The 23,661-nt window shown below is 68.7% G+C and carries 26 protein-coding genes; 11 read left to right on the top strand and 15 right to left on the bottom strand.

Going from position 1 to position 23,661, the window contains the following annotated elements; translation table 11 throughout:
* The first annotated feature begins 158 nt into the window (after positions 1–158).
* Positions 159–803, top strand: a complete 645-nt coding sequence (locus tag P7V53_RS08940) for a DsbA family protein (protein ID WP_280155136.1) — start codon at positions 159–161, stop codon at positions 801–803.
* Here the strand turns inward: P7V53_RS08940 and P7V53_RS08935 are convergent.
* Positions 787–1,506: a phytochelatin synthase family protein gene (locus P7V53_RS08935; protein WP_280155135.1), complete on the bottom strand. Its 720-nt coding sequence runs from the start codon at positions 1,504–1,506 to the stop codon at positions 787–789. The genes P7V53_RS08940 and P7V53_RS08935 overlap by 17 nt on opposite strands.
* A 115-nt stretch (positions 1,507–1,621) precedes the next feature.
* On the opposite strand from P7V53_RS08935, the gene P7V53_RS08930 reads away from it, so the two are divergent.
* Positions 1,622–2,380, top strand: a complete 759-nt coding sequence (locus P7V53_RS08930; RefSeq protein ID WP_280155134.1) for a hypothetical protein — start codon at positions 1,622–1,624, stop codon at positions 2,378–2,380.
* 220 nt (positions 2,381–2,600) lie between these two features.
* On the top strand, positions 2,601–3,701 hold the full coding sequence (locus P7V53_RS08925) for an alpha/beta fold hydrolase (protein ID WP_280155133.1): 1,101 nt from the start codon (positions 2,601–2,603) through the stop codon (positions 3,699–3,701).
* 338 nt (positions 3,702–4,039) lie between these two features.
* On the opposite strand, the gene P7V53_RS08920 is transcribed toward P7V53_RS08925, so the two are convergent.
* Positions 4,040–4,993, bottom strand: a complete 954-nt coding sequence (locus tag P7V53_RS08920; protein ID WP_280155132.1) for a LysR family transcriptional regulator — start codon at positions 4,991–4,993, stop codon at positions 4,040–4,042.
* Positions 4,994–5,079: 86 nt separating this feature from the next.
* On the opposite strand from P7V53_RS08920, the gene P7V53_RS08915 reads away from it, so the two are divergent.
* Positions 5,080–6,504, top strand: a complete 1,425-nt coding sequence (locus tag P7V53_RS08915) for a carotenoid oxygenase family protein (RefSeq protein WP_280155131.1) — start codon at positions 5,080–5,082, stop codon at positions 6,502–6,504.
* A gap of 32 nt (positions 6,505–6,536) precedes the next feature.
* Here the strand turns inward: P7V53_RS08915 and P7V53_RS08910 are convergent, their stop codons facing one another.
* Complete coding sequence (locus tag P7V53_RS08910) at positions 6,537–7,643, bottom strand: helix-turn-helix domain-containing protein (RefSeq protein ID WP_280155130.1); 1,107 nt, start codon at positions 7,641–7,643, stop codon at positions 6,537–6,539.
* Here P7V53_RS08910 and P7V53_RS08905 point away from each other — a divergent pair.
* Positions 7,633–8,553 carry a LysR family transcriptional regulator gene (locus tag P7V53_RS08905; protein WP_280155129.1) on the top strand — a complete coding sequence of 307 codons (921 nt, stop codon included), beginning with the start codon at positions 7,633–7,635 and terminating at the stop codon, positions 8,551–8,553. The genes P7V53_RS08910 and P7V53_RS08905 overlap by 11 nt on opposite strands.
* Positions 8,554–8,569: 16 nt before the next feature.
* On the opposite strand, the gene P7V53_RS08900 is transcribed toward P7V53_RS08905, so the two are convergent.
* From P7V53_RS08900 to P7V53_RS08885, 4 genes are read right to left on the bottom strand one after another with little or no spacing between them, the layout of a single operon-like run.
* Positions 8,570–9,349 (bottom strand): alpha/beta fold hydrolase, encoded by a 780-nt coding sequence (locus P7V53_RS08900; RefSeq protein WP_280155128.1) that lies wholly within the window; start codon positions 9,347–9,349, stop codon positions 8,570–8,572.
* On the bottom strand, positions 9,346–10,179 hold the full coding sequence (locus P7V53_RS08895) for a 2,3-dihydroxyphenylpropionate 1,2-dioxygenase (protein WP_280155127.1): 834 nt from the start codon (positions 10,177–10,179) through the stop codon (positions 9,346–9,348). The genes P7V53_RS08900 and P7V53_RS08895 overlap by 4 nt, the downstream gene beginning before the upstream one ends.
* Positions 10,172–10,477 (bottom strand): subunit of meta cleavage enzyme, encoded by a 306-nt coding sequence (locus tag P7V53_RS08890; RefSeq protein WP_280155126.1) that lies wholly within the window; start codon positions 10,475–10,477, stop codon positions 10,172–10,174. The genes P7V53_RS08895 and P7V53_RS08890 overlap by 8 nt, the downstream gene beginning before the upstream one ends.
* Positions 10,474–11,622, bottom strand: a complete 1,149-nt coding sequence (locus P7V53_RS08885) for an alpha/beta fold hydrolase (protein ID WP_280155125.1) — start codon at positions 11,620–11,622, stop codon at positions 10,474–10,476. The genes P7V53_RS08890 and P7V53_RS08885 overlap by 4 nt, the downstream gene beginning before the upstream one ends.
* A 229-nt stretch (positions 11,623–11,851) precedes the next feature.
* Here P7V53_RS08885 and P7V53_RS08880 point away from each other — a divergent pair, with 229 nt between their 5' ends.
* Positions 11,852–12,703, top strand: coding sequence for a 3-keto-5-aminohexanoate cleavage protein (locus P7V53_RS08880; RefSeq protein WP_280155124.1), 852 nt, complete (start codon positions 11,852–11,854; stop codon positions 12,701–12,703).
* Between the two features lie 28 nt (positions 12,704–12,731).
* The gene (locus P7V53_RS08875; protein ID WP_280155123.1) at positions 12,732–13,853 is read left to right on the top strand and encodes an FAD-dependent oxidoreductase; all 1,122 of its coding nucleotides are present in this window, start codon (positions 12,732–12,734) and stop codon (positions 13,851–13,853) included.
* A gap of 105 nt (positions 13,854–13,958) precedes the next feature.
* On the opposite strand, the gene P7V53_RS08870 is transcribed toward P7V53_RS08875, so the two are convergent.
* From P7V53_RS08870 to P7V53_RS08835, 8 genes are all read right to left on the bottom strand, one after another.
* Positions 13,959–15,029: a porin gene (locus P7V53_RS08870; protein WP_280155122.1), complete on the bottom strand. Its 1,071-nt coding sequence runs from the start codon at positions 15,027–15,029 to the stop codon at positions 13,959–13,961.
* A 158-nt stretch (positions 15,030–15,187) separates the two neighbouring features.
* Positions 15,188–16,177 (bottom strand): tripartite tricarboxylate transporter substrate-binding protein, encoded by a 990-nt coding sequence (locus tag P7V53_RS08865; RefSeq protein WP_280155121.1) that lies wholly within the window; start codon positions 16,175–16,177, stop codon positions 15,188–15,190.
* A 177-nt stretch (positions 16,178–16,354) separates the two neighbouring features.
* On the bottom strand, positions 16,355–16,822 hold the full coding sequence (locus P7V53_RS08860) for a DM13 domain-containing protein (RefSeq protein WP_280155120.1): 468 nt from the start codon (positions 16,820–16,822) through the stop codon (positions 16,355–16,357).
* A gap of 60 nt (positions 16,823–16,882) precedes the next feature.
* Complete coding sequence (locus P7V53_RS08855) at positions 16,883–17,158, bottom strand: hypothetical protein (protein WP_280155119.1); 276 nt, start codon at positions 17,156–17,158, stop codon at positions 16,883–16,885.
* 165 nt (positions 17,159–17,323) lie between these two features.
* A complete protein-coding gene (locus tag P7V53_RS08850; protein WP_280155118.1) occupies positions 17,324–17,623 on the bottom strand; it encodes an antibiotic biosynthesis monooxygenase in 300 nt (99 codons plus the stop codon).
* A gap of 122 nt (positions 17,624–17,745) precedes the next feature.
* Entirely contained in the window at positions 17,746–18,966 is a 1,221-nt protein-coding gene (locus P7V53_RS08845) for a PAS domain-containing protein (protein WP_280155117.1), read from the bottom strand.
* Positions 18,963–20,078: an ATP-binding protein gene (locus P7V53_RS08840; RefSeq protein WP_280155116.1), complete on the bottom strand. Its 1,116-nt coding sequence runs from the start codon at positions 20,076–20,078 to the stop codon at positions 18,963–18,965. The genes P7V53_RS08845 and P7V53_RS08840 overlap by 4 nt, the downstream gene beginning before the upstream one ends.
* Complete coding sequence (locus tag P7V53_RS08835; RefSeq protein WP_280155115.1) at positions 20,075–20,797, bottom strand: response regulator transcription factor; 723 nt, start codon at positions 20,795–20,797, stop codon at positions 20,075–20,077. Before P7V53_RS08835 ends, P7V53_RS08840 begins: the two co-directional genes overlap by 4 nt.
* Before the next feature lie 228 nt (positions 20,798–21,025).
* Here P7V53_RS08835 and P7V53_RS08830 point away from each other — a divergent pair, with 228 nt between their 5' ends.
* The 4 genes from P7V53_RS08830 to P7V53_RS08815 all read left to right on the top strand — a co-directional run bounded on the left by P7V53_RS08830 (position 21,026) and on the right by P7V53_RS08815 (position 23,560).
* Complete coding sequence (locus tag P7V53_RS08830) at positions 21,026–21,550, top strand: cupin domain-containing protein (RefSeq protein WP_280155114.1); 525 nt, start codon at positions 21,026–21,028, stop codon at positions 21,548–21,550.
* 110 nt (positions 21,551–21,660) lie between these two features.
* Positions 21,661–22,626, top strand: a complete 966-nt coding sequence (gene egtD / locus P7V53_RS08825; protein ID WP_280155113.1) for an L-histidine N(alpha)-methyltransferase — start codon at positions 21,661–21,663, stop codon at positions 22,624–22,626.
* A 104-nt stretch (positions 22,627–22,730) separates the two neighbouring features.
* The gene (locus P7V53_RS08820) at positions 22,731–23,039 is read left to right on the top strand and encodes a DUF2282 domain-containing protein (protein WP_280155112.1); all 309 of its coding nucleotides are present in this window, start codon (positions 22,731–22,733) and stop codon (positions 23,037–23,039) included.
* A gap of 23 nt (positions 23,040–23,062) precedes the next feature.
* A complete protein-coding gene (locus P7V53_RS08815) occupies positions 23,063–23,560 on the top strand; it encodes a DoxX family protein (RefSeq protein WP_280155111.1) in 498 nt (165 codons plus the stop codon).
* Positions 23,561–23,661 lie beyond the last annotated feature (101 nt).

The raw sequence follows: 23,661 nt of genomic DNA, 5'->3' as shown, positions 1-23,661 counted from the left end.
CTGAGGCGTCGAAGTCCCGGCACCACCTGAGCAGGCTTCGATACCTCAGCCCGATTCTTCGTCCACCATGGCAGGTCCATTCCAACGGTCGGTGCAACGATCAATCTCCGAATCCGGTCTTTATCGACCGGTCGGGCTTGCATAGATTCACGCTCATCATGCACACCGCAACCCTGCACTACATCCACGACCCGCTGTGCGGCTGGTGCTACGGCGCCGCGCCGCTGGTGAAGGCGGCGCGCGACGTGGTCGACGTCCGTCCGCACGGCGGCGGCCTGATGGCCGGCGCGCAGCGCCGCCGCGTCAGCCCGCAGCTGCGCGCGTTCGTCATGCCCCACGACCGGCGCATCGCGCAGCTGAGCGGCCAGCCCTTCGGCGCCGCCTACTTCGACGGGCTGTTGCGAGACGAGTCCGCCGTGTTCGATTCACAACCGCCGATCGCCGCCATGCTGGCGGCGCAGGACGTCGCCGGGCGGGGGCTCGACATGCTCGCGCGACTCCAGCAGGCGCACTACGTCGAAGGTCGGCGCATTGCCGAGCGCGCGGTGCTGGTCGAGCTGGCGGTCGACATCGGCCTGGAGCCCGGGACGTTCGAGCAGGCGCTGGCCGCGGTCGAAGGCCCGGCCGTGCAAGCGCACATCGCGGGCACGCGGGCGCTGATGAACCGGGTCGGCGTCGCAGGCTTTCCGGGCTTCGTGCTGGAGATCGACGGCCGGATGCGCGTGCTGGACGTCGGGCGCTACCTGGGTCGACCCGAGGTCCTGGCCGCGGAGCTCCGGCAACGGGTCAATCCGCCCGAATGAGAAGGAATCCGCGGGTCTGGCCCGAGTCGGTGTCGATGGTGTTCATGGCGGACCAGAGGTCGGGCAGCTTCACCCAGGTCTGCGGATACTTGTACGCGGCGACGTCCATGATCAGCAGGCGGTCCGATTCCGCGTGATAGGCGCCGACCGGCGAGATGTGCCCCACTCCCTCCTGACCCAGTCGCCGGCGATCGTAGTTCACGACGAGCAGCTGCTGCGGCTCGCTCAACGTGGCAGCCGCGACGCGACGGAAATCTTCGACACTGGACTTCGTGGCGTGCACCGTCTGCACCTGAAGGCCGCGCAAGGCGAGCAGCTGCGCCAATTGCTCGAGCGTCATTCCCCGCAGGGTGACGGCGACGTTCGTCTGCAGCCCGGAAATGTCCGTGCCGAAGAACGAGGACTGCCTCAGCGGCGGCTGGGGATGAAGCGCCGCGTTGACGACCATCGATGCAGTGGCCACGCCGCAGAACGCCCGGCGGCTCTGGACGACGAAGTAGGGAAGAAGCTGCCCGTGGTCCGTCTTGGCAGAAGCGCCGGCGAGAAGCCGCTCGCCTTCCATCGAGGTCGCATCGACGAGATGGGCCGGCAGCGGAACGGGCTGTGCGGGCGGCGAGGAAACGCCGTACCACGCGATGCCGGTCAGCAGAAGCACCAGCGTGGCAACGACGGTCGCCGATACCGCCTTGAGGCTGCGTTTCATCGTGTGCGCCTTGCTTCGACCACGGCGGGTCGGGCTTGATTCTCAACGAACACCGAAGCGCATCTTGACCATGCGATGCGCCTCCTGCAACCATCCATCGCTCAACATGCCTCGAATGCTGACACCGGTGGAACTGCGGGACATCATCGACTTGCTCAGAGCGGCGGCTCGGCAGGTGCACCCGAAAGCCGCCGCCGGAATCTGCGTCGTGATGTGGCTGGCGACGTACGGCACCGCCTGGGCCGGGCGCCCACTGAACGCGGACGACGCCTCCATCCTGCCCGAGGGTGCCTGCCAACTCGAAACCTGGCTCAGGCCTTCGCGGCATCTGCAGCAGGTGGTGCTGCAGCCGGCCTGCAATCCGTGGGGCGGCATCGAATGGGGGGCGAGCCTCACCAGGCAGCGCGCCACCGACGAGCCGTCGCAGTCGCTCCTCGGCCTGCAAGCCAAGACCGTCTTCAAGGAGGTCGAAGCCGGCACCTGGGGCGTGGGAGGGACTTTCGGGCTGACCCGGTCGATGGAAGGTGGGGGGCCGGGCACCACGCGCACCGGCACGCTGATCTTCAGCGTGTCGCCTTCGCAGCCGCTCGTCCTGCACGTCAACGCCGGCGTCGTGCAGGCGCACTCGCGGCATGCCGTGGCCAACTGGGGCGCCGCGGTCGAGTTCGGTTTCAACGAACGCTGGACCTTGATCGCGGAAACCTACGGCGAGCGGCATGGCCGACCGGCACGGCAAATCGGCGCGCGCACCTGGGTCCGCCCCGAGAGCCTGCAGCTCGATGCCACGCTCGGGCATGAGCACCTCAACGGCCGCCGCGAAACCTTCTTCACGCTCGGCCTGGCGTGGGTCTGGGAGGTGTGGGCAAGGCCTTGAAGGCAAGCCGACTCGAGCTTTGCCCTTCGTCAGGGCCCTGGATTGGCGACAAGGGCGCAGTGCCGGAATGGCACACTGGCTGACAACTCGGTGGTCGCGGAATGGGCCCCCTCAGGGAACCAGGATGACCCGTCGCGCACCGCTCAGAAGTTCAGACCTCCGCGGCGCCTTGCGCGTGGCCACCGATGCCACGGCTGGTCTAACCGACGTCGTGGAGGCGATGCACGAACGCATCGCGCGCATTCCCGGCGCAGGCGCTCCGGTGCCCGATGGGCGCGCCCGCGGCATCAGCGGCCTCGTCTACAAGAGCATTCGCGGGGTCACGCGCCTGGTCGGCGGCAGCCTCGACGCGCTGCTGGGGATGCTCTCCCCGGGACTCGACGCAGACGATACGAGCCCGCAGCGCGATGCGGTCGTCGCGGCGCTGAACGGCGTACTGGGCGACTACCTCGCCGCGACCGCCAATCCGCTGGCCACGCAGATGGCGTTTCGCCGCGACGGCCGCCCCCTGGTCCTGGAGACCTCCGCCCTGACCGCCAGCGTGCCGGACGCCGGCGGGCGCCTCCTGGTACTGCTGCACGGCCTGTGCATGGACGACCTGCAATGGCGACGTGAGGGCCACGACCACGGCGCCGCGCTCGCACGCGACCTCGGCTACACGCCCGTCTACCTCCACTACAACAGCGGCCTGCACATCTCGTTCAACGGGCGCGCCCTGGCGCAGCGCCTGGAGCAGCTCGTCGATCAATGGCCGGTGCCGCTGGAGCGGCTGGCAATCGTCGGACACAGCATGGGAGGCCTGCTCGCGCGAAGTGCCCTGCACCAGGCCACGCAGGCCGGCCACCGTTGGCCATCGCGCCTCGACGACCTCGTGTTCCTCGGCACGCCGCACCACGGCGCGCCGCTGGAGCGCGCCGGCCACTGGGTCGACGTGGTGCTCGAGGCAACGCCGTACGCCGCGCCGCTCGCGCGCCTGGGCAAGGTGCGCAGCGCCGGCATCACCGACCTGCGCCATGGCAGCCTGCTCGACGAAGACTGGATGGGGCGCGACCGCTACGCCCGCCCGCGGCACCTGCCACTGCCGACCACGGCGCGCTGCCATGCGGCAGCCGCCGTCATGGGCCGGCAGAGCGGCGACCTGAAGTCGCGCCTGATGGGCGACGGGTTCGTGCCGCTGGACAGCGCCCTCGGGCGCCACACGGACCCCTCGCGTTCGCTGGCGTTCGCCGAAAGCCGGCAGTGGGTCGGCCTCGGCATGAGCCATCTGGAACTGCTGAACCGTTCCGAGGTGTACGCACAGTTGCGGCAGTGGCTGCGCTAGATCGAGTTCCAGCCCGGAGAAGAGCTGTCAAGTTCGACCCGCTCGTCGACAGGGAGCTCAGCGATTCCGATTTCTGCTCGAAGTGGTGTCGGATGCACTGCCGCTGCTGCGGCGTGCGCCGCGCAGGCGCGCCAGGTCGGCAGCCTCCCGGCGGTGATCTCGCCCCTCACTCACGCACGGCGTGAGGAGAGGAAGCAGTCGGCCCCCTCGAGGTTTCGCCCCGCAGGGGCCGACTGCGATGGAGAGAGCACGTCCCCCCTTCCCCTATGACAGATTTGGCCACGGAGAGAAAGGGGGCCGCAATGCTCGTAAGCCCACCCGCCGGTGGACCGACACGATCATGTCGGTCGGGAATTCCTTCGAGCGAGGCCCATGCTGCCGTGCTCTTCGACAAGGCGCCGAAACCACCCATGCGCCGCGGACCGGTGCGTTCGCTCGTGCCACACCTGCGTGATCGTGAACTTCGCCAGCGCAAGGGGCGGCTCGATCAGCTGCAGCCCGAACGTCCGCAAGAAGGCCTCCGCGAGCCGGCGTGGCAGCACGGCGACGTGATCGGATCGTGCGAGGACGTACGGCACGACGCTGTACTGCGGCACGACGACCGCGACCCGCCTGGTGAGCTTGCGCCGCGCCAGTGCGGCGTCGACGGTGCTGTGCACATGATGGGCCGCGCTGATGACGACATGCCCGAGTTCGACGAACTGGCGCAGCGTCATGTCCGGCCCGACAACGGGATGACCCTTGCGCGTCACGCAGACGAAGTCGCCGTCGAACAAGGCCTTGACGTGGTGATGCGGCTGCGGCTGCGAAAAGTAGCCGATGGCCAGGTCGACCTGACCCGAGGCGAGCCCGTGTTCGGGCAGGGGGTCGCCGATGTCCTTGCGCAAGCCGTCGAGCGGCGTGCACACGATCCGCACGCCCGGCGCCTCGGCGGCCAGCCTCGCCAGCAGTGCCGGCACGAGGCCGATCTGCAGAGCGTCGGAGGTGGCGATGGTGAAGGTCGCGGTGCTCGTGGCCGGATAGAAGGTCTCGGCCGTACCCAGCGCCACGTCGATCTGCTCCATGGCGTGGCGCAGAGGGCCGATCAGCGCTTCGGCCCGGGGCGTGAGCACCAGCCCCCGGCCGCTGCGCACGAGCAAGGGGTCGCCAAAGACTTGTCGAAGGCGGGCCAGGGCGTTGCTGGTGGCCGGCTGGCTGAGGTGCACGCGGCGCGCGGCGCGCGTCACGTTGCGCTCGTCCAGCAGCGCATCCAGCACGGCCAGGAGGTTGAGGTCGACACTGATGGCATTCATGGCCTGAATATACGGAATCCGAGCTATCCATTTCCGCCAAGGCCGGCCGGGGCCTAGGCTGTCTTCATCGTCAACACGGAGGCACCATGGCCAAGCCCTTTTCCACCGACCATCCCTTCCTCAACGGCTACTTCGCACCCCTGCACCTCGAGGGCGATGCGTCGGACCTGCCGATCAGCGGCATGCTGCCGGTCGAGATGGACGGCACGCTGTACCGCATCGGCCCCAACCCCCAATTCGCGCCCCGCGGCGACTACGAGTGGTTCGCAGGCGACGGCATGGTCCACGAGTTCAAGCTGTCCGCGGGGCGCGCTTCGTATCGCAATCGCTACGTGCGCACACCGAAATGGCAGCTGGAGCACGAGGCGGGGGAGGGGCTGTCGGCCGGAACGGTCGCCCCCTCACCGCTGGACGATCCGCGCCTCGCGCAGCTGCGCTCGACGCTGGCGAACACCAACATCGTGCGGCACGGCCGCAACCTCCTTGCGCTGGAAGAATCCCATGCGCCCTACGCGCTGGACCAGACGAGCCTGTCGTCGCTGGGCTACGAGACCTTTGGCGGCGATCTGGTCGGCCCCATGACCGCGCATCCGAAGATCGACCCGGTCAGCGGGGAGATGATCGCTTTCGCCTACCAGACGGCGGGGCTGGGCTCGCGCGACACGCGTGTGCACGTGCTCGGCGCGGATGGATCGCTGCGCCGCAGCGAGCGATTCATGGCGCCCTTCGCGAGCATGATGCACGACTTCGCCGTCACGGCGAGCCGGATCATTCTGCCGGTGTTCCCGTTGACGGCATCGATCGACAGGGCAGGCAAGGGGCTGCCCGCGTATGCATGGGAGCCCGAGCTCGGCAATCACATCGGCATCATGAGCCGCAGGGATGGCGTCGCCAGCATGCGTTGGTTCAGGGGCGAGGCGTCGTACGTGTTCCACGTGCTCAACGCCTACGACACGGAAGACGGCAAGGTGGTGACGGACATGGTCCGCTACGACGTGCCGCCCGGCTACCGCATGGCCGATGGTTCGCCGGCGCGCGGACGGCAGCACGGTGCCCGACTGGTGCGCTGGACCTTCGATCTTGCGCGCGACGACGAGCGCTACACCGACGCGCCGCTGAGCGACATGCAGGTGGAGTTCCCGCGCGTCGACGATCGTCATGCGCTGCAGCAGCATCGCCACGGGTGGTTCGTCTCCGGTTCGGCGAACACGAACGTCGGCGAGGCTTCGGATCGCGCATCGATCGCGCACATCGACACGCAGACGGGTGCGACACGACTGTGGCGCCCGCAGCGCAACGATTTCGCCGGCGAGCCCGTGTTCGTGCCGCGCAGCCCCGGTGCCGAGGAAGGCGATGGGTGGATCGTCACGGTGGTCTACCGCGGCGACACGCATCGCAGCGACCTGGTCGTGCTCGAGGCGTTGGACATTGCGCGCGGGCCCATCGCGACGGTACACCTTTCGCATCACGTGCCGGCGGGGTTTCACGGCAATTGGTATTCGGCGGCATGACCGTGACAGCGAGGTCGGCATCACCACCGGTGTCAGCTCCTGCGCCACTCGCGCGGCGTCACCGCGAAGCGCTGCTTGAACGCCCGGCTGAAGTGCGACACGTCGCTGAAGCCCCAGTGGTAGGCGATCTCGCCGATGGTCCGGGAGCGCAAGGACGGTTCCCTGAGGTCGCGGCTGCACCGTTCCAGCCGTTCCGACCAGACCCACTTCATCAGCGGCTCCGCTTCATCCGAGCACAGCTCGTACACATGGCGCGCCGAGAGGTTGACGCCGCGCGCGATGGTGTTCGCGTCCAGCTGAGGGTCGCTCAGGTGCTCGCGGACGAACTGGAGGATGCGGCGCTTGTGCAACAGCTTCAGACGTGACGGCATGGCATCCGACGCACACGAGGGCGACAGTGCCGCCGCCAGCAGATACGGCAGCGCCTCGCCGATGCGGTCGGCATCGTCGTCCTTCAGCGACGCCGCCGTTGCGAAGAGCTCGTCGACCGCCGCCCGATACATCGCCGCCGCGCCGCTCTCGGAGCGGATCGCAAGCGCGGTGACGTCGTCCAGTTGGGGAACCAGCGCACGAACGGCGCTCGTGGGCAGATAGACCGAGTGGGAGCGCACCTCGCCGGTCTCGATGCTGAACGGACGCGAAGGATCGATGACGAACACATCGCCGGGCTCGATCCGGCTCTCCCGGCCGCCCTGCGAGACCATGGCCACGCCGTCCTTGTGCAGCGACACGAGCAGCCTCGGCTCGGGGGACGCAGACGTCGGCAGGGACACCGTCGAGTGGGCCGAGAACTTCAGCGCCGCAAGACGCAGACTTCGTCCGCGGTACGCCACCATCTGGGCCGACAGCGGCCTGGGAGGCGATGTCCTCACCGCAAGCCCCACCGAGAAGAGCCGCTGCATCTCCTGCTGAAAGAGCCAGGCCCGCTCTGCGCTCGGCGCTGCCTCCGTCGAGAAGCGCCGAACGGCGGCCGAGGTCGGCGCCGCAGCCGTCATGTCTGTCTCCATACCGCGCTTGATCTGTTGTGACGCAACTTTGACAGCCGATGGGTCTTCGTCAAAATGATTCCTTTGGATAGCATGTATCCACGGCGTGGATACATCGTCGCGACCGGCAAAGGAGATCGTCTTGCGGATCAATCGGCTCGATCTGAACCAGCTGGCCTGCCTGGATGCGCTGCTCGCGCAGCGAAGCGTCAGCCGGGCCGCGCAGCAGGTGCACCTGAGCCAGCCGGCCGTGAGTGCGGCGCTCGCCCGCCTGCGCAGCTACTTCGGCGATCCCCTGCTGGTCCCGGCGGGCCGGGGCATGGACCTCACGCCGTTCGCGCGAAGCCTGGCGCAACCCGTGCGCGACCTGCTGCTGCAGGCACAGGCCCTCACCCGGCGGCGTCCCGAGCTCGACCCCGCGTGCATCGAGCGGGACATGACCATCGTGGCCTCCGACTACGTGCAGACCGTCGCACTCAACGGCCTGTTCAAGCGTGCCGAGCAGGAGGCTCCCGGCATCCGTTTCGAGCTTCGACCGATCAGCGGCTATCTGGCCGAGGAGCTCGACCAAGGCGGGGTCGATCTCGTCGTGTCGCTCGCCACCGGCGTGTCACCCGCTCATCCGAGCGAGCCGCTGTTTCGCGACACCTTTTCGTGCATCGCATGGACCGGCAATTCCGCGCTCGGCCGCACGCTCACGCGGGACACCTTCCTGCGCCTGGGCCACGTGACCGCGCTGCTCGGCCGCGGTCGGACACCGACGCTCGACCAGATCGCCCTGGAGGCCCAGGGCCTCGCGCGCCGGGCCGAAGTGCGCGTTCCCAGCTTCACGCTGATTCCCGGATGCGTGGTCGGCACGAACCGCATCGCGACCGTGCAGACGATGCTGGCGAAGCGGCTGGCGCGCCAGTGGCCGCTGCGTGTCCTGCGTTGCCCGATCGAGATTGCCGAGATCGTGGCCGCGGTGCAGTGGCACCGCCACCAGTCGCACGACCCGGCGATCAACTGGGTCCGCCAGACACTGCGCGAGGTGGTTCGAACCGAACGCTTGCGGCCGGCTTGACCCGTCGATGCCGCGCCTACAGCGCGGCTCCAAGGAACCGTCCCACCGCCTCGGTGAAGACGAGGGGCTGCTGCACATTGCCCAGGTGACCGGCGTCCTTCAGCATCAGGAGTTCCGCGCCGGGGATGCGATCCGCCATGGCAGACGCCGCCGCCGGCGGCACGGCGGTATCGGAATCGCCCGCCACGACCAGCACCGGCAGCGTGATCCGTGCGAGGCGGTCGCGATGGTCCAGTCGCTGGATGGCGCGGATCGCGGTCGCGTACCCCGCGGCCGAGGTGGCGCGGATCTGGCCCGCCACCCAATTCACGGCCATCGGACACGCGCGCACGAACGCCCGCGTGAACCAGCGCTCCAGCGTGGGTTCCACCTGCGCTTCGATCCCGCATCGCTCGAACTGCTCGAAGCGTCGCTCCCAGATCTCGTGAACGGCGGGCTCCGTCTTGTCCGAGGTATGCGCAAGGACCAAGGCCCGGACCCGTCGCGCGTGCGACAGCGCCATCGCCTGCGCGACCATTCCGCCCAGCGAGAGCCCGACGACGGCCGCGCGCTCGAGCCTCAGCTCGTCGAGCACCTCGCACACCTGGTCGGCGTAGTCGGCCAGGGTCAGCGGCTTGTCCGGCACGGCGCTCGCGCCATGGCCCGGCAGATCGATGCGCACCAGCCTGAACGCGGTGGACCACGCCGCCGTCTGCGGCCGCCAGATCTCGCTGTGCGTGGCGATGGGGTGCAGCAGCACGAGGGGCGGCGCATCCGCCGGACCCTCGACGTGAAACGCCAGGCCCTTGTCGTTCATGCGCCGGGCCTCGGGCGCCACCGACCGAGCCCGATGCCCGTGTACCAGTTGGACACTGCCTTGTAGTAGATCGGCTCGAAGGCAGCGCCGGCCGCAGCGCCGTGCGCGACCAGCCAGGTGCGGATCTCCTCCGCGCCGTTGCCCGCCTCGTCGACGTGATCGCTGGCGTAGCGCACGAGCTGGGCGTCGTCGCCCGCGGCCAGCAGACGCATGAACTCGCGGTCGAAGGTCTCGTTGACCGCGCCCATGCGCGGCGTGGCGATGTCATGGCTGATGCCGCCGGTGGCGAGGATCGCGACCCGTTCACAGCCGCCGAAGGACGCAATCGCCCGCCGCAGGAACTGCCCCCACCGCAGCGAACGCTCCATCGTGGGCAGCGGCGGCTGCACGCAGTTGACGAGCAGCGGAACCACGCGAACGGCGCCGGCGATCCCGGCCAGATGCAGCGGCGTGAGCACGCCATGGTCCAGCGTCAGCTCCATCGAGAACGACGGATCGAAGCCATTGCGCAATGCCTCGCCCAGCAGGTGCGCCCCGAGATCGCCGTCGCCCCGCAGGGTCTGCTTCTCGGCCTTCAGCCAGTGCTCGACCGGCGTTGCATAGTCGGCGGCCGCCCCGATGCAGAAGGCCGGGAAGTTGTCGAGGAAGAAGTTGTGCAGGTGATCGTCCGACACCACGATCACGCTTTGCGGCTCCGCCCGCCGCAACTCGTCGCCCAGGTCCCTGAAGGCGCCGAAAATGGCGGCGCGATCCGCATCGGGAATCGCGTCGGGGAAGTTCAGCATCACCGGCGTGTGGCTCGCCGCGAACACCCCCACGAGTTCAGCCATGGCCCGCCTCCCCCGCGGCCCGAAGCGAACGAAGGAACTCCGTCTCCGCAATGTGCAGGCCCAGGCAGTGGGCGCGCAGCAGGTACGGGTTCACGCCCGCCAGGTACATCGCACCGATGTCGTTGTCGCGGATGGCAACCTTGAGGGGCGCCGGCAGCGGGATGTCCTTCATGTACTTGTCCGGATCCGCGCGGTAGCGCTCGAGGTGGCTTGCCAGATGGTGCATTTCGTACAGCACCTTGTTCATCCAGTAGGCGTCCGGGGTCGGCATGTCCTGGCGCCAGTTCTTCTGCGTCACCTCACGCCCTCCCCCTGCACCTGGCGGGCGAGCCACTGGACGATCGTCGGCAGCGTCTGCGGCGTGAGTCCCATGTGCCCGCCCGGGAACAAGCGCACCGTCTTCGGCGACCCGCGCTCGATGAGCAGGTGAATGTCGGCCACCGGGCACTGCTTGTCCTCCTTGCCGTTGACGAGCAGCAGCGGCGCGCACGAGCGATCGAGCAGCCCCTGGTCGAGCAGCGACAGGCGCGTGAAGAACTCGACATACTCCGCGTCGTCGCGTGCACCCAGCATACGGCTGCGCGTCTCCACCAGGTCCATCAGGTAGCTGTCCGGATGGCGCGAGGCCTCGACCCATTCCGGCTGGAACATGTGGTGCGCGCCGCCGCCCCAGTTCACGGCCCCTGCGATGCGCTGCGGCACCAGATGCGCCAGCTTGGTCGCCCAGTAGCCGCCGAACGAGCGGCCGAGCAGGCCGATGCGCGCGCCGTCGAAGTCTGCCTGTGCGGCGATCCAGTCCATCGCCGCAATGAACTGCCGTTCGGCATCCGGGACGCCGCGCACGGGCGACTCGCCCGTGCCCGCGTTGTCCATCGCCACCGTGGCGATGCCGAGCTTTAGCAGCGCGTCGCTCGCGGCGGTCATCTGCTCCTTGCAGGCATCGACGCCGCCCCACATCAGCACGACCGGCGGCTTCGCCGGGATCGGCGGGCGCCTGACCAGCAGCACCACCTCGCCGCCCTCGCCTTCGCGCCCCGCGAACGGAACGGCCTGCCGATGGATGGCCTGCGCCCAATGGCGGCTGGCCGCGAGGTAGGTCTCGCGCTCGGCCTGGGCGCATCGCTGCTTGGCCGGTTGATTCGGACACGGAAAGCGCCCCATGAAATAGAGTCCGCTCGCCTTCTGGTACAGGCCCGAGGCGCGCGCAGCATCGCCGGCGCGCTCGGCGGCGCTTGCCTGCGCCGCCGCGATGTCGCCGAGTGCGCCCCAGTAGCCTCCCCACGACTCCCCGTCGAGACCCGGGACGCCGTCGATCCACGCCGGGCCTTCATCGAGCGGCAGTGCGTTCATGGGATGGATGCGCGCGGCAAGCCGCTGGCGCATCCAGGCCTTGGCTTCGGCCAGTGTCTTGGGTCGTCCGCTGACGAGGGTGTCGGGGTTCATGGAGGGCATGCCGTGTCGATGTGCGTCGATCGTAGGCAGGCCTGTCGCAGCGCGATGGACCGTGCGTGCATCTGCTCTTGACTGCGCGTGCGGTCCTCGGCAACGGCATGGCCCACCCTCGCGGCACGCGACACCGCGTTGATCGAGCCTGCTGCATCTGTTGGACCTGCACGCGCTCGTCGCGCTGCGCCGTTGACGACCGGCGGCGCGTCACGCAGGCTTGCTTCGCATGAGTTCTCCAAACACTTCGAATCGGGGCGGCGGCCCGGTCGTCGTGTGCGTCGCGCCCAACGGCGCGCGCCGCACACACGGCGACCATCCTGCATTGCCGATGCGGCCCCACGAGATCGCGGTCGAAGCGGCCGCCTGCGCCGACGCCGGTGCCAGCGTCATCCATCTCCATGTGCGCGATGCCGACGGCGGCCATTCGCTCGATGCCCGGCGATACCGCGACGCGATGGCGGAGATCCGCAGCGCGGTCGCAGACCGCCTGCTGATCCAGGTGACGACCGAGTCGGTGGGGCGCTATTCACCGCAACAGCAGATAGCGCTCCTGCATGAGCTGCGTCCCGAGGCCGCATCGGTCGCGCTGCGTGAGCTCGTGCCCCACGAGTCCGCGGTGTCGAAGGCGGCATGGTTCTTCGAATGGGCGCAGCGCGAGGGCGTCGCGCTGCAGTACATCGTGTACGACGCCGACGAAGCGCGCCGGCTGGTCTCGTGGGTCCGCGCGGGCATCGTGCCGCATGCCGCGCCCAACGCCCTGTTCGTGCTGGGTCGCTACACGGCGGGCCAGCAGTCGGCGCCGTCGCAGCTCCTGCCGTTCTTGCAGGAGTGGCCGCCCGAGTGGCCCTGGAGCCTGTGTGCATTCGGTCCATCCGAGGCGCTGTGCATGGCCGCCGCGATCGGACTGGGCGGCCATGCACGCGTCGGCTTCGAAAACAACCTGCATCTCCCCGACGGCACCCTGGCCGCCCGCAACGCCGATCTGGTGGCCAACGTGGCCGACATCGCCCGGCGCAGCGGACGCGGGACGGCGAGCGCGGCGGTGGCGCGCCAGATCTACGGCGACTCGCGCGGCTAGGGCCCTTCAATTCACTGCGAACCCATTCATGGCAACGATTCAGAAGGCGCTCGTCGTCGGCGGCGGCATCGGCGGGATGTCCGCCGCGATCACCTTGCGACGCCTCGGCGCGCGCGTGGACCTCATCGATCTCGACCCGCACTGGCGCGTCTACGGCGCCGGCATCACGATCACCGGCGCGACGCTGCGGGCCTTCAAGGCCCTCGGCATCCTCGAGGAGGTGGCCGCTCAGGCGTACACGGGCGACGGCATCCAGGTGTGCGACCGCAGCGGGCGCCGGCTGGGCACCGTTCCCACGCCCGTTGCCGATGGCGGCGTGCCGGGCTGCGGCGGCATCATGCGGCCGCTGCTGCACGGCATCCTGTCACGCCGCACGCTGGAGGCGCAGGTCGATGTGCGCCTGGGGCTCACCGTCGACCGCCTGGCATCCGACGCTGACGGCGTCGCAGCGGCCTTCTCGGACGGCACCGAAGCGCGCTACGACGTCGTGATCGGCGCCGACGGCGTGTTCTCGCGCGTGCGGCGCCTGCTCTTCCCCACGGCGCCCCAGCCGCAGTACACCGGCCAGTGCGTGTGGCGCATCGTCGCGCACCGGCCGCCCGACATCGACCGCCGGCACTTCTTCCTGGGCGGACCTGTCAAGGTCGGCCTGACGCCGGTGTCGGCGGACCAGATGTACATGTTCCTGCTCGAGACCACGCCGCGGCGGCCCGTCCTGAGCGACGACGCGCTGTCGAGCGAGCTGGGCCGGCTGCTCGAAGGGTACGGCGGGGTCCTCGACGGCATCCTGCACCGCAAGGTGCCCGGCACGGGCATCGTGCTGCGGCCGTTGGAGGGCTTCCTGTTGCCCCCGCCCTGGCACCTGGGCCGCACGCTGCTGATCGGCGATGCCGCGCACCCGACCACGCCGCAGCTGGCCTCCGGCGCCGGCATGGCGGTCGAGGACGCGCTGGTCCTCGGCGAAGCGCTTCAGAAGGCGGCCACTGTCGAGCAGGCTTTCGCCGGCTTCATGGCGCGGCGCTACGAGCGATGCCGCCTGGTGGTCGAGAACTCGCTGGAGATCGGGCGGCGCGAGCAGCGCCGCGCACCGATCGAGGAGCAGACGCAGCTCGTGGAGGAGTCGCTGCGCGTGCTCGCTCAACCGATCTGAGTTCAGGGGCCGGGTCACCAGGCCCGGCGTGATGAAGCACGGCAGTGAGCGCGACGCCGGCCCCCACCCTCTCCCGCTCGCGCCAGCGGGAGAGCGATCGTTGCCTCAGAACGTGTGCCGGATTCCGGCCATCACGCCGGACTGGCTCATGCCGACGCCCACCGTGCCGCCCGCACTCAGGGACACCGCCGCACCTTCCTCGTTGCGCAGGTGCCCCGCCATCGCATAGATCGCGGTGCGCTTGGACAGCGCATACACGCCACGCAGCACCACCATCGTGCTGTCGTTCGGGCTCGATCTCACGTCCAGCTTCGACAGCTCCATGTCGGCGGTCAACGCCGCGGTGACCGGAACGCTCGCGCCCGCATAGACGAGGTTCGACACCAACCGCGCGACGTTGTCGCGCTTGCGATGGAGCACCCCGCCGCTGACCTTGACGCCGCCGACACGGCGCCAGGCGCTGACCACCGTGCGCTCGTCGGTGTGATCGCTGCTCGTCATGCCGAACGCGGCACCCGGCCCGCCGTGCATCACGTCATGGCTCGCGGCCACGCCGAATGACGGCGCGTCGTACTTCAGCAGCGCGGTCCACTGCCGGCATTGGCGGCTGTCCGCTGCTTCGCCGGGGCAGCTCGTCGCCGCCGGTCCGCCGATCGATGCCGTGTCGCGCCCGAGGCTGTAGGTCGCGCCCACCGTCACGCCGCTGAAGGTACCCAGATAGCCGAGGGCGTTGTCGCTGATCGCGTTGGGGATGTACGGGTCGTGCGAGGCGAACGAATACAGCGCCGGTCCCATCACATGGGACGACACGGCGAGGACCGTCATGTTGACCTGCCTGCCGAGCGTGAGGCGGCCGAACGGTCCCGCGGCGCCGACGTAGGCCGCACGCCCCCACATGCGGCCGCCGTTGTTCAGGCCGCCCGACTTGAGCGCGATGCCGCTCTCGAGGTTGAACAGCGCCTGCCAGCCGCCGCCGAGATCCTCGGTGCCGCGCACGCCGATGCGTGATGGAACGGTGCCCGTCAGGTTCGGCATGCGCGTCAACGAGTCGCCCTGCGCGTTGACGTGGGTGAGGTGCTCGACCCCGACGTCCATGATGCCGTAGAGGGTCACGTTCTGGGCCTGGGCGGCCGCGCCGACGCCGAGAAGCGCGACAACAAGAGGGGTACGCAGCAAATCCGTCTCCATTCGGTTTCGTCGTCGAGCCGGACTCGGCCCGACGGCACTGCGACGAGTGCGAGATGGATGCTAGGGAGCGTGCGGTCGCGGCGCTGTGCTGGATGAGCCGCCGGAATTGACTGCCATCGCATTTCGCTGCGATGGCGGCAATCGCCTCAACTCTCGGCGGTGAATCCGATGGCCTTGACCACAGGACCCCAGCGCAGGGTGTCGGTCGCGACCTGCCTGGCGAAGGCCTCGGGCGTGGACCCCTGCACCTGCACGCCACTCTGCTCCATCGCCTGCTGAAGCTCCGCGAACGCCAGGGCCGCCCGGATGGCGGCCGACGCCTTCGCCACGTGAGCGGCCGGCGTGCGGGCCGGCAGGAAGAAGCCGAACCAGTCCTCGACGATCAGGTCCTTGAACCCCTGTTCGACGAAGGTGGCCACGTCGGGTGCGAACCGGTTGCGTGTCGCGCCGCTCGTGCCCAGCAGGCGGCACTTGCCGGACGCCGCGAAAGACGTGAGATCACCCACGGGTACGCAAGCCGCCGCGATCTGCCCGCCCACAAGGTCGAGCACGGCCGGTGTGGGACCCCGGTAAGCCACATGCTCGAGCGAGAAGTTGCCGGCGCGGGCCAGCATCACCCCGGTGAAATGAGGCGTCGAGCCCGCGGCGGGCGAACCGAAGTGGGCTTTCGACGGGTTCTCGCGACACCACGCGGCAAAGTCGCGCAGGCTCTTCACGCGTTCGGGCACGAGCGGCCCCACCGCGAAGCCGAGATTCAGCGTCGCGGCCAGCGACACCGCGATGAAGTCGCTTTCCGGCTTGTACGGAAGGCTGCGATACGTGTGCGGATAGATGGCCATGTACGGCGTCGGCACCAGCAGCAGCGTCAGTCCGTCTGGCGGCGCGGTCTTCACCGCGCCCACGGCGAGCTGCCCGCTGGCACCGGTCTTGTTCTCGACGATGACCGTCGCGGCATAGGCCGGCTGCAGCTTCTCGGCCACGCGGCGGGCCAGCGTGTCGATCGCCGAACCGGGACCGGACCCGATGACGATGCGTGCGACGCCTGCCGGCTGTGCGCGCAGTGACGGCGATGCCGCGGATGCGGCGCAGCCGACGAGGCCGGCGACGACGTCGCGGCGAGAGAGTGCGTGTTTCATGGACCTTCGGCTCCTGGCCGGATGTTGCTGACATGCGGGGCGTTTGCCCCTCCTCGCATTAGCGTCGGACGACGCCGCGGCGGTCAAGCCGGATGGGAGGCGAAGACAGGCCCAGTCAAGGATCGCTGCGCTTGTGGTCAAGACGGGGCGGCGGCGTGCGGCCCCGGCCGATGGAACCTACTTGTACCTGGCCGCCGTGATGAACTGGCCGAAGGTCTCGCACCACACGACGACCGAGTTGTAGCGTGCCGGATCGACCGACTCCGGAACGGAGACGACGAAGTTCCTGAACGTCTTGATGTCGCCCACGCGCGCCATGCTGGGCTTCAGGCGGTTGAAGTCGGCCTCCGTTTCGACGAACTCCGGCGAGAGATAGAGCTTGTAGTCCGGCCCGGGTGCAAGCTCACCATCGAGCGTGATGCTCTTGGCGCCGATGGAGACGGTTCCTTCGCCCCAGTGCAGCGCGTCACTGTCCCTGAGGCCGCGGCGAAACGTTCCGGTGTAGGAGGCCGAGGCCGCCTGCCTGGCAACCTCGGCGCGCGAAGGCGCAGGCGGCGCGATCAGGAGAGGAAGCATGTACACGCCGAGGGCGAACCCGAGTGCGGCAACCACGACATGCGAGGCGACAAGGACCAGCTTCCTCATCCGTGCGACTCCTCGAAGAGAAGGATTGGCACCTCATGGGGCCGCCGGCCCCGCGAAGTGTCAGCCGCCGGTGTACAGCGACTTCAGGAATTCCTTGAACGCGGCGTCCGTCATTCCCATCTTGTCGGCCTTCATCTGTCGGGCCTTCATGTCGTAGGCCTTGGCCATCATGTCGAGGAACTCCTTCTTCGACACCATGCCGTCATGGTTCTTGTCCATGCCCTTGGTGCTCATCATGAAGGCCCAGTCGTCCTGCATCGCCTCGACAGCGCGAGCCGGAGCTTGCGCGCCCGCCAGCGCCGCGCCAAGAACCAGCGACGTTGCAACAGTCTTCATCCACATGTCGTTTCTCCATCGATGAATGGACCCCGAATTCATCTGCGTCCGCCACCCGCCGGGGCGCCATACCAGGCACGGACCGATGAAGTCTGGCTGGCACAGCTCCCGCCGCCATCGCAGCGAGATCACGTTTTCGTCAACGTGTCATCGGACGTCTCGGTCTCACTGCTTCAGTTCGACCACGGTCTCGCCGGACACCGGATCCGTCACCCCCAAGCCACCGCCAAGGTCCTCCAGGTCGTCGCGGACGGTGTCGAGCACGGCAATCATCTGGGGCCGCGCCGCAGCGAGACTGTCGAACGAGTCCCATTCGCCGACCATGCAGTAGGTGCGCTCGCCGGTCTTGACGAGCGCACCACGGCGAAAGCCCTTGAACGTGATGTCGGCCCGACGGTGCGCCTCGACGAAGGCATCCTCACGGCCTGGCTTGACGCGGAAGCGAACGATGTTGAAAGCTGTCATGGCTTGTCTCCTCGGACATGCGGCAGACGCTGCCGATGGCCCAGGGCGGCGCTGCCGCGCTCCGCCCGGACCGCCGGCGCAGGCCGGTCGACTTGCTCCGCTGCTGGCATGGTGCGGCAGCCTCACGCGACAGCCAAGGCCGGTGCGCTGACGGACCTCAGCCGCTGCAGCGCCCGCGAGAGCTCGATCTCGGCGGCGGCGCGGGCCGTGAAGATGCGGTAGACCGATTCGATGACGATGTCCGACGGCATCGGCTCGCGATCGACGAAGGCGAGATGGCCGATGACCATGCCGTCCCGCGCGAAGATGGGCAACCCCAGGTAGCTCTCCTGGCCGACTTCACACGGGAACATGTCGCCGAGCCCGCTCGGATGGAAGATCGTCCGGCCCTCGCGCATCACCCGCTCGCAGGGCGTGCCCTCCAGGTCGTACTCGAAGTTCGCGTCGAAGTTGCCACCGCGCCAGAAGGCCAAGGTGCGAGCGCGGGTGGGTGGCCGATTGACGCACTCGGTGATGAATGCGCACTCGAGGTGCAGGGCGCGCGCGAAGTGCTGGACGAGGGCGTGGAAGAACGGTTCGCCGCAATGGCCCGCCGTGCCGTCGGCGATGGCCTCGATGATGCCCTCGACCCGCTTCAGCTTGGTGATGTCGGTGTCCAGGCCGACCACGCGGTACGGAACACCGCTGGCACGCCTCAGGACGGTGCCGCGCGACAGCACCCAGCGGTAGCGCCCGTCGGCATGCATCACCCGATGCTCATGCTCGAAGCGCTCGGTGTGTCCCGCGATGTGCGACTCGAGCGCTGCGATCGCATCGCCACATTCCTGCGGATGAAGGCGTTCGCGCCATTCGTCCAGGCTCATGGAGTCGCTGGTGTCACCCAGCCCGAGCATGTGTCGCCAGCGCGGTGACAGCAGCAGGCGCTTAGCCCCCAGGTCCCATTCCCATAGGCCGTCGAGCGCGCCGCGGACGGCAAGCCCATAACGTTCCTCGCTGGCCTGCAGCGCCTCTTGCGCACGCCGCGACTGGGTGATCGCCTGGTCGAGCGCGCTCTGCTCCTGCCGTGCCGCGGCCTGCAGGCCGGCGATTCCGGCAACGACCTCGCGCCACTCCGCCGCATGCACCCGCGGCGGCGGCTGGCCGGCCAGCGTCGCGCGGATGGCCCGCAGCGCGCCGAGCACCCAGCGCTCGTTGGCAACCCATTGCCCTCCCAAGGCGATTGCGGCAGCGAGCGCAAGCCCTGCCGTCAGGCCGGCATGCGGCGTCGTGGGCCACAAGGCCAGCGCGACGGCGCCGAGCAGCGTCAGGACAGCCGGCAGGATGAGCTTCCAACGGATATTCACGGCGACTCCCTCGTTGTTGCCAGCGGAAGGTCGAAGCCGAAAGCGGTGCCGACCCCAAGCGTGCTGCGGACGTCGATCTCACCGCCATGCAACTCCACGATCCGGCGCGTGATGGCCAATCCCAGGCCCGCATGGTGTCGTGCCGTCGCGGCGACCATGGCGTCGCCGGCCGACTCGCCGCACGCCATCAGCTCCACCCGCGGCGCCTGGAAGTAGCGGTCGAACACATGGGGCAGGTTCTCGCGCGAGATGCCGCACCCGGTGTCCCGAACGCGCACCTGTGCCCGCGTGGAGCCCGGCTCCACCTCGATCGTCACGTGGCCGCCGCCCGGGGTGTGGCGCAGAGCGTTCTCGACCAGGTTCTCCAGTGCCCGCTCGATCATTCCGATGTCTCCCACCACCGGCGGCGTGTGCGCATCCAGGTCGAGGTCCACGCGTATCCGCTGCGCATTCGCGTGCAAGGCGAACTTCTGTGCGATGTCCTGCGCCAGCTCGGTGAGCGAGAAGGGTTCGGCCTGGATGCGACCGGTCTGCCCGTCGAGCTTGGTCAGCTCGAACAGGTCCGCCACGAGCCGCCCCAGCCGCTCGGCATGGCGCGCCGCCACCTCGAGACAGCTGCGCTCCTCGGCCGGCGACAGCTCGCCGCGCCGCAGCAGCATCGTTTCGAGATAGCCCTGCATCAGCGTGAGCGGCGTCCGCAGGTCATGCGACACGTTCGCGAGCAGCTCGCGCCGCTGGCTGTCGAGGCGCTCCAGCTCCGCGATCTGCCGCGCGATGTGGTTCGACAGCTCTCCGAACGCGAATGCCAGCCGGTCGATCTCGTCGCCGTCGACGCACGACCAGTCGAGGTGGCGCGGCCGGGTGAAACGGCTGGCGCGGAAGGCTTCGATCTCCTCGACAAGCAGATGCAGCCTGCGGGTCAGCAGGTTGAACACCAGCAACGCGGCCCCCAGCGCGAAGGCAATCGCCGCCACCACCAGCTCGGCGCCCAGTTCCACGAGCTGGCGCAGCTCGGGCATGCGTTGGGAGATGCCCGCGACCAGCCCACCGATGACGAGGAACATCGCCGCCATCATCAGGGCCAGCCGGCCCGACAACGTGCCGAGCATCATGCGCGCTGCGCGGGCGCGTCGCGAAAGTCGCGGCAGCGATAACCCACGCCCCACACGGTCTGGATGTACTGCGGCTGGTTCGGGTCGCGCTCGATCTTGGCGCGCAGACGGTTGATGTGCGTGTTGACGGTGTGCTCGTAGCCGCTGTGGCTGTAGCCCCAGACGTGCTCGAGCAGCTGGGCGCGCGACAGCACCCGCCCCGGGCTGCGCGCGAAATGCGCCAGCAGGTCGAACTCCTTGGCCGTGAGCTCGACCGGCACGTCGCCGGCACGCACCTCCCGACGGTCGACATCGATCGTCAGGTCGCCGATTCGAATCGGCTCGTTCTGCTCCTGCGGCCTGGCCTTCAGGCTGGCCATGCGGCGCAGCAATGCCTTCACGCGCGCCACGAACTCGGCGACCGAGAACGGCTTGGTGAGATAGTCGTCGGCCCCCAGCTCCAGGCCGAGCACGCGATCGAGCTCCGAAGACTTGGCGGTGAGCATGAGGATCGGCACGTGCGGCTCGCGGCCGCGCAGTCGCCGGCAAATCTCGAGGCCGTCGAGACCCGGAAGCATCAGGTCGAGTACCACGAGGTCGTGGTGCGAACGCTGCGCCTCCTCGAGCCCCGCGATGCCGTCGGCCACCCAGCGCACATCGCAGTGGATGGCCGCCAGATGCAGCTCGAGCAGGCGGCCGATGTCGGCGTTGTCTTCGATCACCAGGATGCGTCGGTTCATCGTGCTCCTCCGGCTTGGTCCCAAGCATAGGCAGCGACCCGCGCCGCTCCAATGCGTGCCGTTGCGCAGCCACTTGCGGCTACTACGGAGAAGCCGCACCAGGTCGTGATGGAAACGTGAACCTCGCTCCACGTGGCCGTGAACCGCGGCGTCCAAAGTTGCTTGCAAGGCAGCCCGAGAAGCACCCGGGTTGCCTTCCACCTCGGACCAACCTTTCTGGAGATTCCCATGCAAGCTTCGCGTCAACACCCCATCGCCGCCCGTCATGCGCTGCGCCGTGTCGCGCTCACCACCGCCATCGCCGCGATCGGCGCGCTCTCGTTCGTCGCGACGGTGGCAGTCGCGGGCGAATGCCCCGCCGACAAGCGCGTCGCCGACGGCCAGGGCCAGATGCCGGGCCCGACCGCACCGAAGGACGTGACCGATGTCGTGCGTGCGATGACCGACCTGTCGAAGGAGCCGCTCGCGCTGAAGGGCCGCACGTTCCGCCTGCGCGAGCTGCAGATGAAGCCGGGCGGAATCGTTCCCTGGCACAGCCACAACGAGCGGCCCGCAATGATCTACATCGTCTCCGGAGAAGTGGTCGAGTACGCCAGCAGCTGCGCCGTGCCGATCGTGCACCGGGCGGGCGATGTCGCGCCCGAGAAGAACGGCACCTCGCACTGGTGGAAGAACACCGGCAGCACGACAGCCGTGCTGATCTCGGTCGACCTGTTCCCGAACCAGATGCAGATGGACGAGCACGAGATGTGATCAGTCCCGCATGGCGTCGCACGTCGTCGACGCCATCACGTCGACCATCCGCGCGCCTCACTGAGCCGGCGCCTCGTGCCGCCCGATCCAGAGCCTGCGAAGGACTGACCATGATCTCGTTGCAATCCACCCATGCCCTCCTCGACACCGCGGACACCGCGTTTGGCCGCGACGTGCTGTTCGGCCTCAGCCAGCCGCAGAAGCAGGTGCCGTGCACCTGGCTCTACGACCATCGCGGCGCGGAGCTGTTCGAGGACATCACCCTGCTGCCCGAGTACTACCCGACGCGCGCCGAAGTTCGGATCCTCGAACGCTCGGCGTCGCTGATGGCTCACTTCGCCGGGCCGCAGGCGACGCTGGTCGAGTTCGGCAGCGGCTCGAGCCGCAAGACGCCGCTGCTGCTGTCGGCACTGGAGTCACCGGCGGCATATGTGCCCATCGACATCTCGGCTCAGGTTCTGCTGGAGTCGGTGGTGGGGCTGCAAGGCCGGTTTCCGCACATCAGGATGAATCCGCTCGTGGCCGACTTCCACAAGCTGAAGAGGCTGCCGGGCATGAAGTCGGCCGGGCGTCGCCTGGGCTTCTTTCCCGGATCGACGGTCGGCAACTGCGGGCCGGAGGAAGCCGTGGACCTGCTCGGAAAGTTTGCGCGCATGCTCGGTCCGGACGCCCTGCTCGCGGTCGGCGCCGACGCGACGCAGGACCCCAGGCTGCTGCTGCCCGCCTATGACGACAGCCGCGGCGTGACGGCCGCCTTCAACCACAACCTGCTGTGGCGCATCAACCGCGAACTCGCCGGGACCTTCGACGACGTGGGGTTTCGCCACGAGGCGCGCTACGACGCCGTGCGGCAGCGGGTGGAGATGCACCTGGTGAGCCGCCATGCGCAGCGCGTGCAGGTGCTGGGTCACGAATTCCGCTTTGCACGCGGCGAATCGATCCACACCGAGAGCTCGTACAAATTCGGTCCCATCAAGTTCCAGGCGCTCGCCAAGCGCGCCGGCTGGACACCGCTGGCGTTGTGGATGGATGACGCCTCGCGCTTCACGGTGTACCTGTTCGAGCGCTCGTTCTGAGCCGCCGATGTGACCGAAACGTGAATCTTCGGTAAGCGTCACGTGACGCCGCCCAGCCAAAGTCCAAGTACCGATTCCCTCAACCCTCCTCAAGGAGCACCGACATGCAACCCACCAAGACCATGATCCACAACGCCCTGGCCGGCCTCGTCGCGCTGGGCCTGTCCTCCGCTGCCGCCAGCGCGCTGGCCGCCAAGGGCGACACCGAGAAGTGCGCCGGCATCGTGAAGGCCGGGCAGAACGACTGCGGCACGAGCAAGGGAGCCTGTGCCGGCACGATCAAGACCGACCGCGACGCCGAGGCCTGGATCACGGTGCCCAAGGGCACCTGCGCCAAGATCGCCGGCGGCAAGGTGACCGACAAGCCCGAAAACCAGCACGGCGGCGCCGCTGCGGTGAAGAAGACCAGCTGATCCCTCACGCCAGGAGCATCGCCGTGCAGGTCGCAAGCCACTCCCCGTTCTCGTCCGCCCCGCGTCGTGGCTTGCGCCAGCGCGGCCTCGCACTCGCGCAGAGCGTGGTGCACAGGCTCGACCAGCTCTCGCCGCTGGTCGATCTCGTCATCCGCGTCTTCGTCGCGATGGTGTTCTTCAAGGCCGGCCTCACCAAGATCGCGAGCTGGTCCGGCACGTTGGCGCTGTTCGAGAACGAGTACGCCGTGCCGCTGCTGTCTCCCGAGATCGCGGCGCTGCTTGCAACGACCGTCGAACTGGTCTTCCCCGTCCTGCTGGTACTGGGCCTGGGCACTCGCCTGTCGGCCCTGGCGCTATTCGTCTTGAACATCGTCGCCGTGATCTCCTATCCGGAGATCGGCGAGGTGGGTCTGCGCGATCACCAGATGTGGGGCCTTCTCCTGCTGGTCACGCTGCTGCACGGTCCCGGCGCGCTGTCGCTGGACCACCTGATCGGTCGCCGCTTTCTCGGCCGCCACTGAAGTGAAAGACCACCCCCGAAGCGCCTTCGGCGCTCCCCTTCCAGGGGCGCCGCCAACGGCCCGGCAAAGCCGGATCCGCGGCAGCCGCTGGATGCGCTTGT

Origin of the sequence: Piscinibacter sp. XHJ-5 (assembly GCF_029855045.1) — a bacterium.
Lineage (GTDB): Bacteria > Pseudomonadota > Gammaproteobacteria > Burkholderiales > Burkholderiaceae_C > Albitalea.
This window is presented reverse-complemented; position numbering and strand designations above follow the sequence as displayed.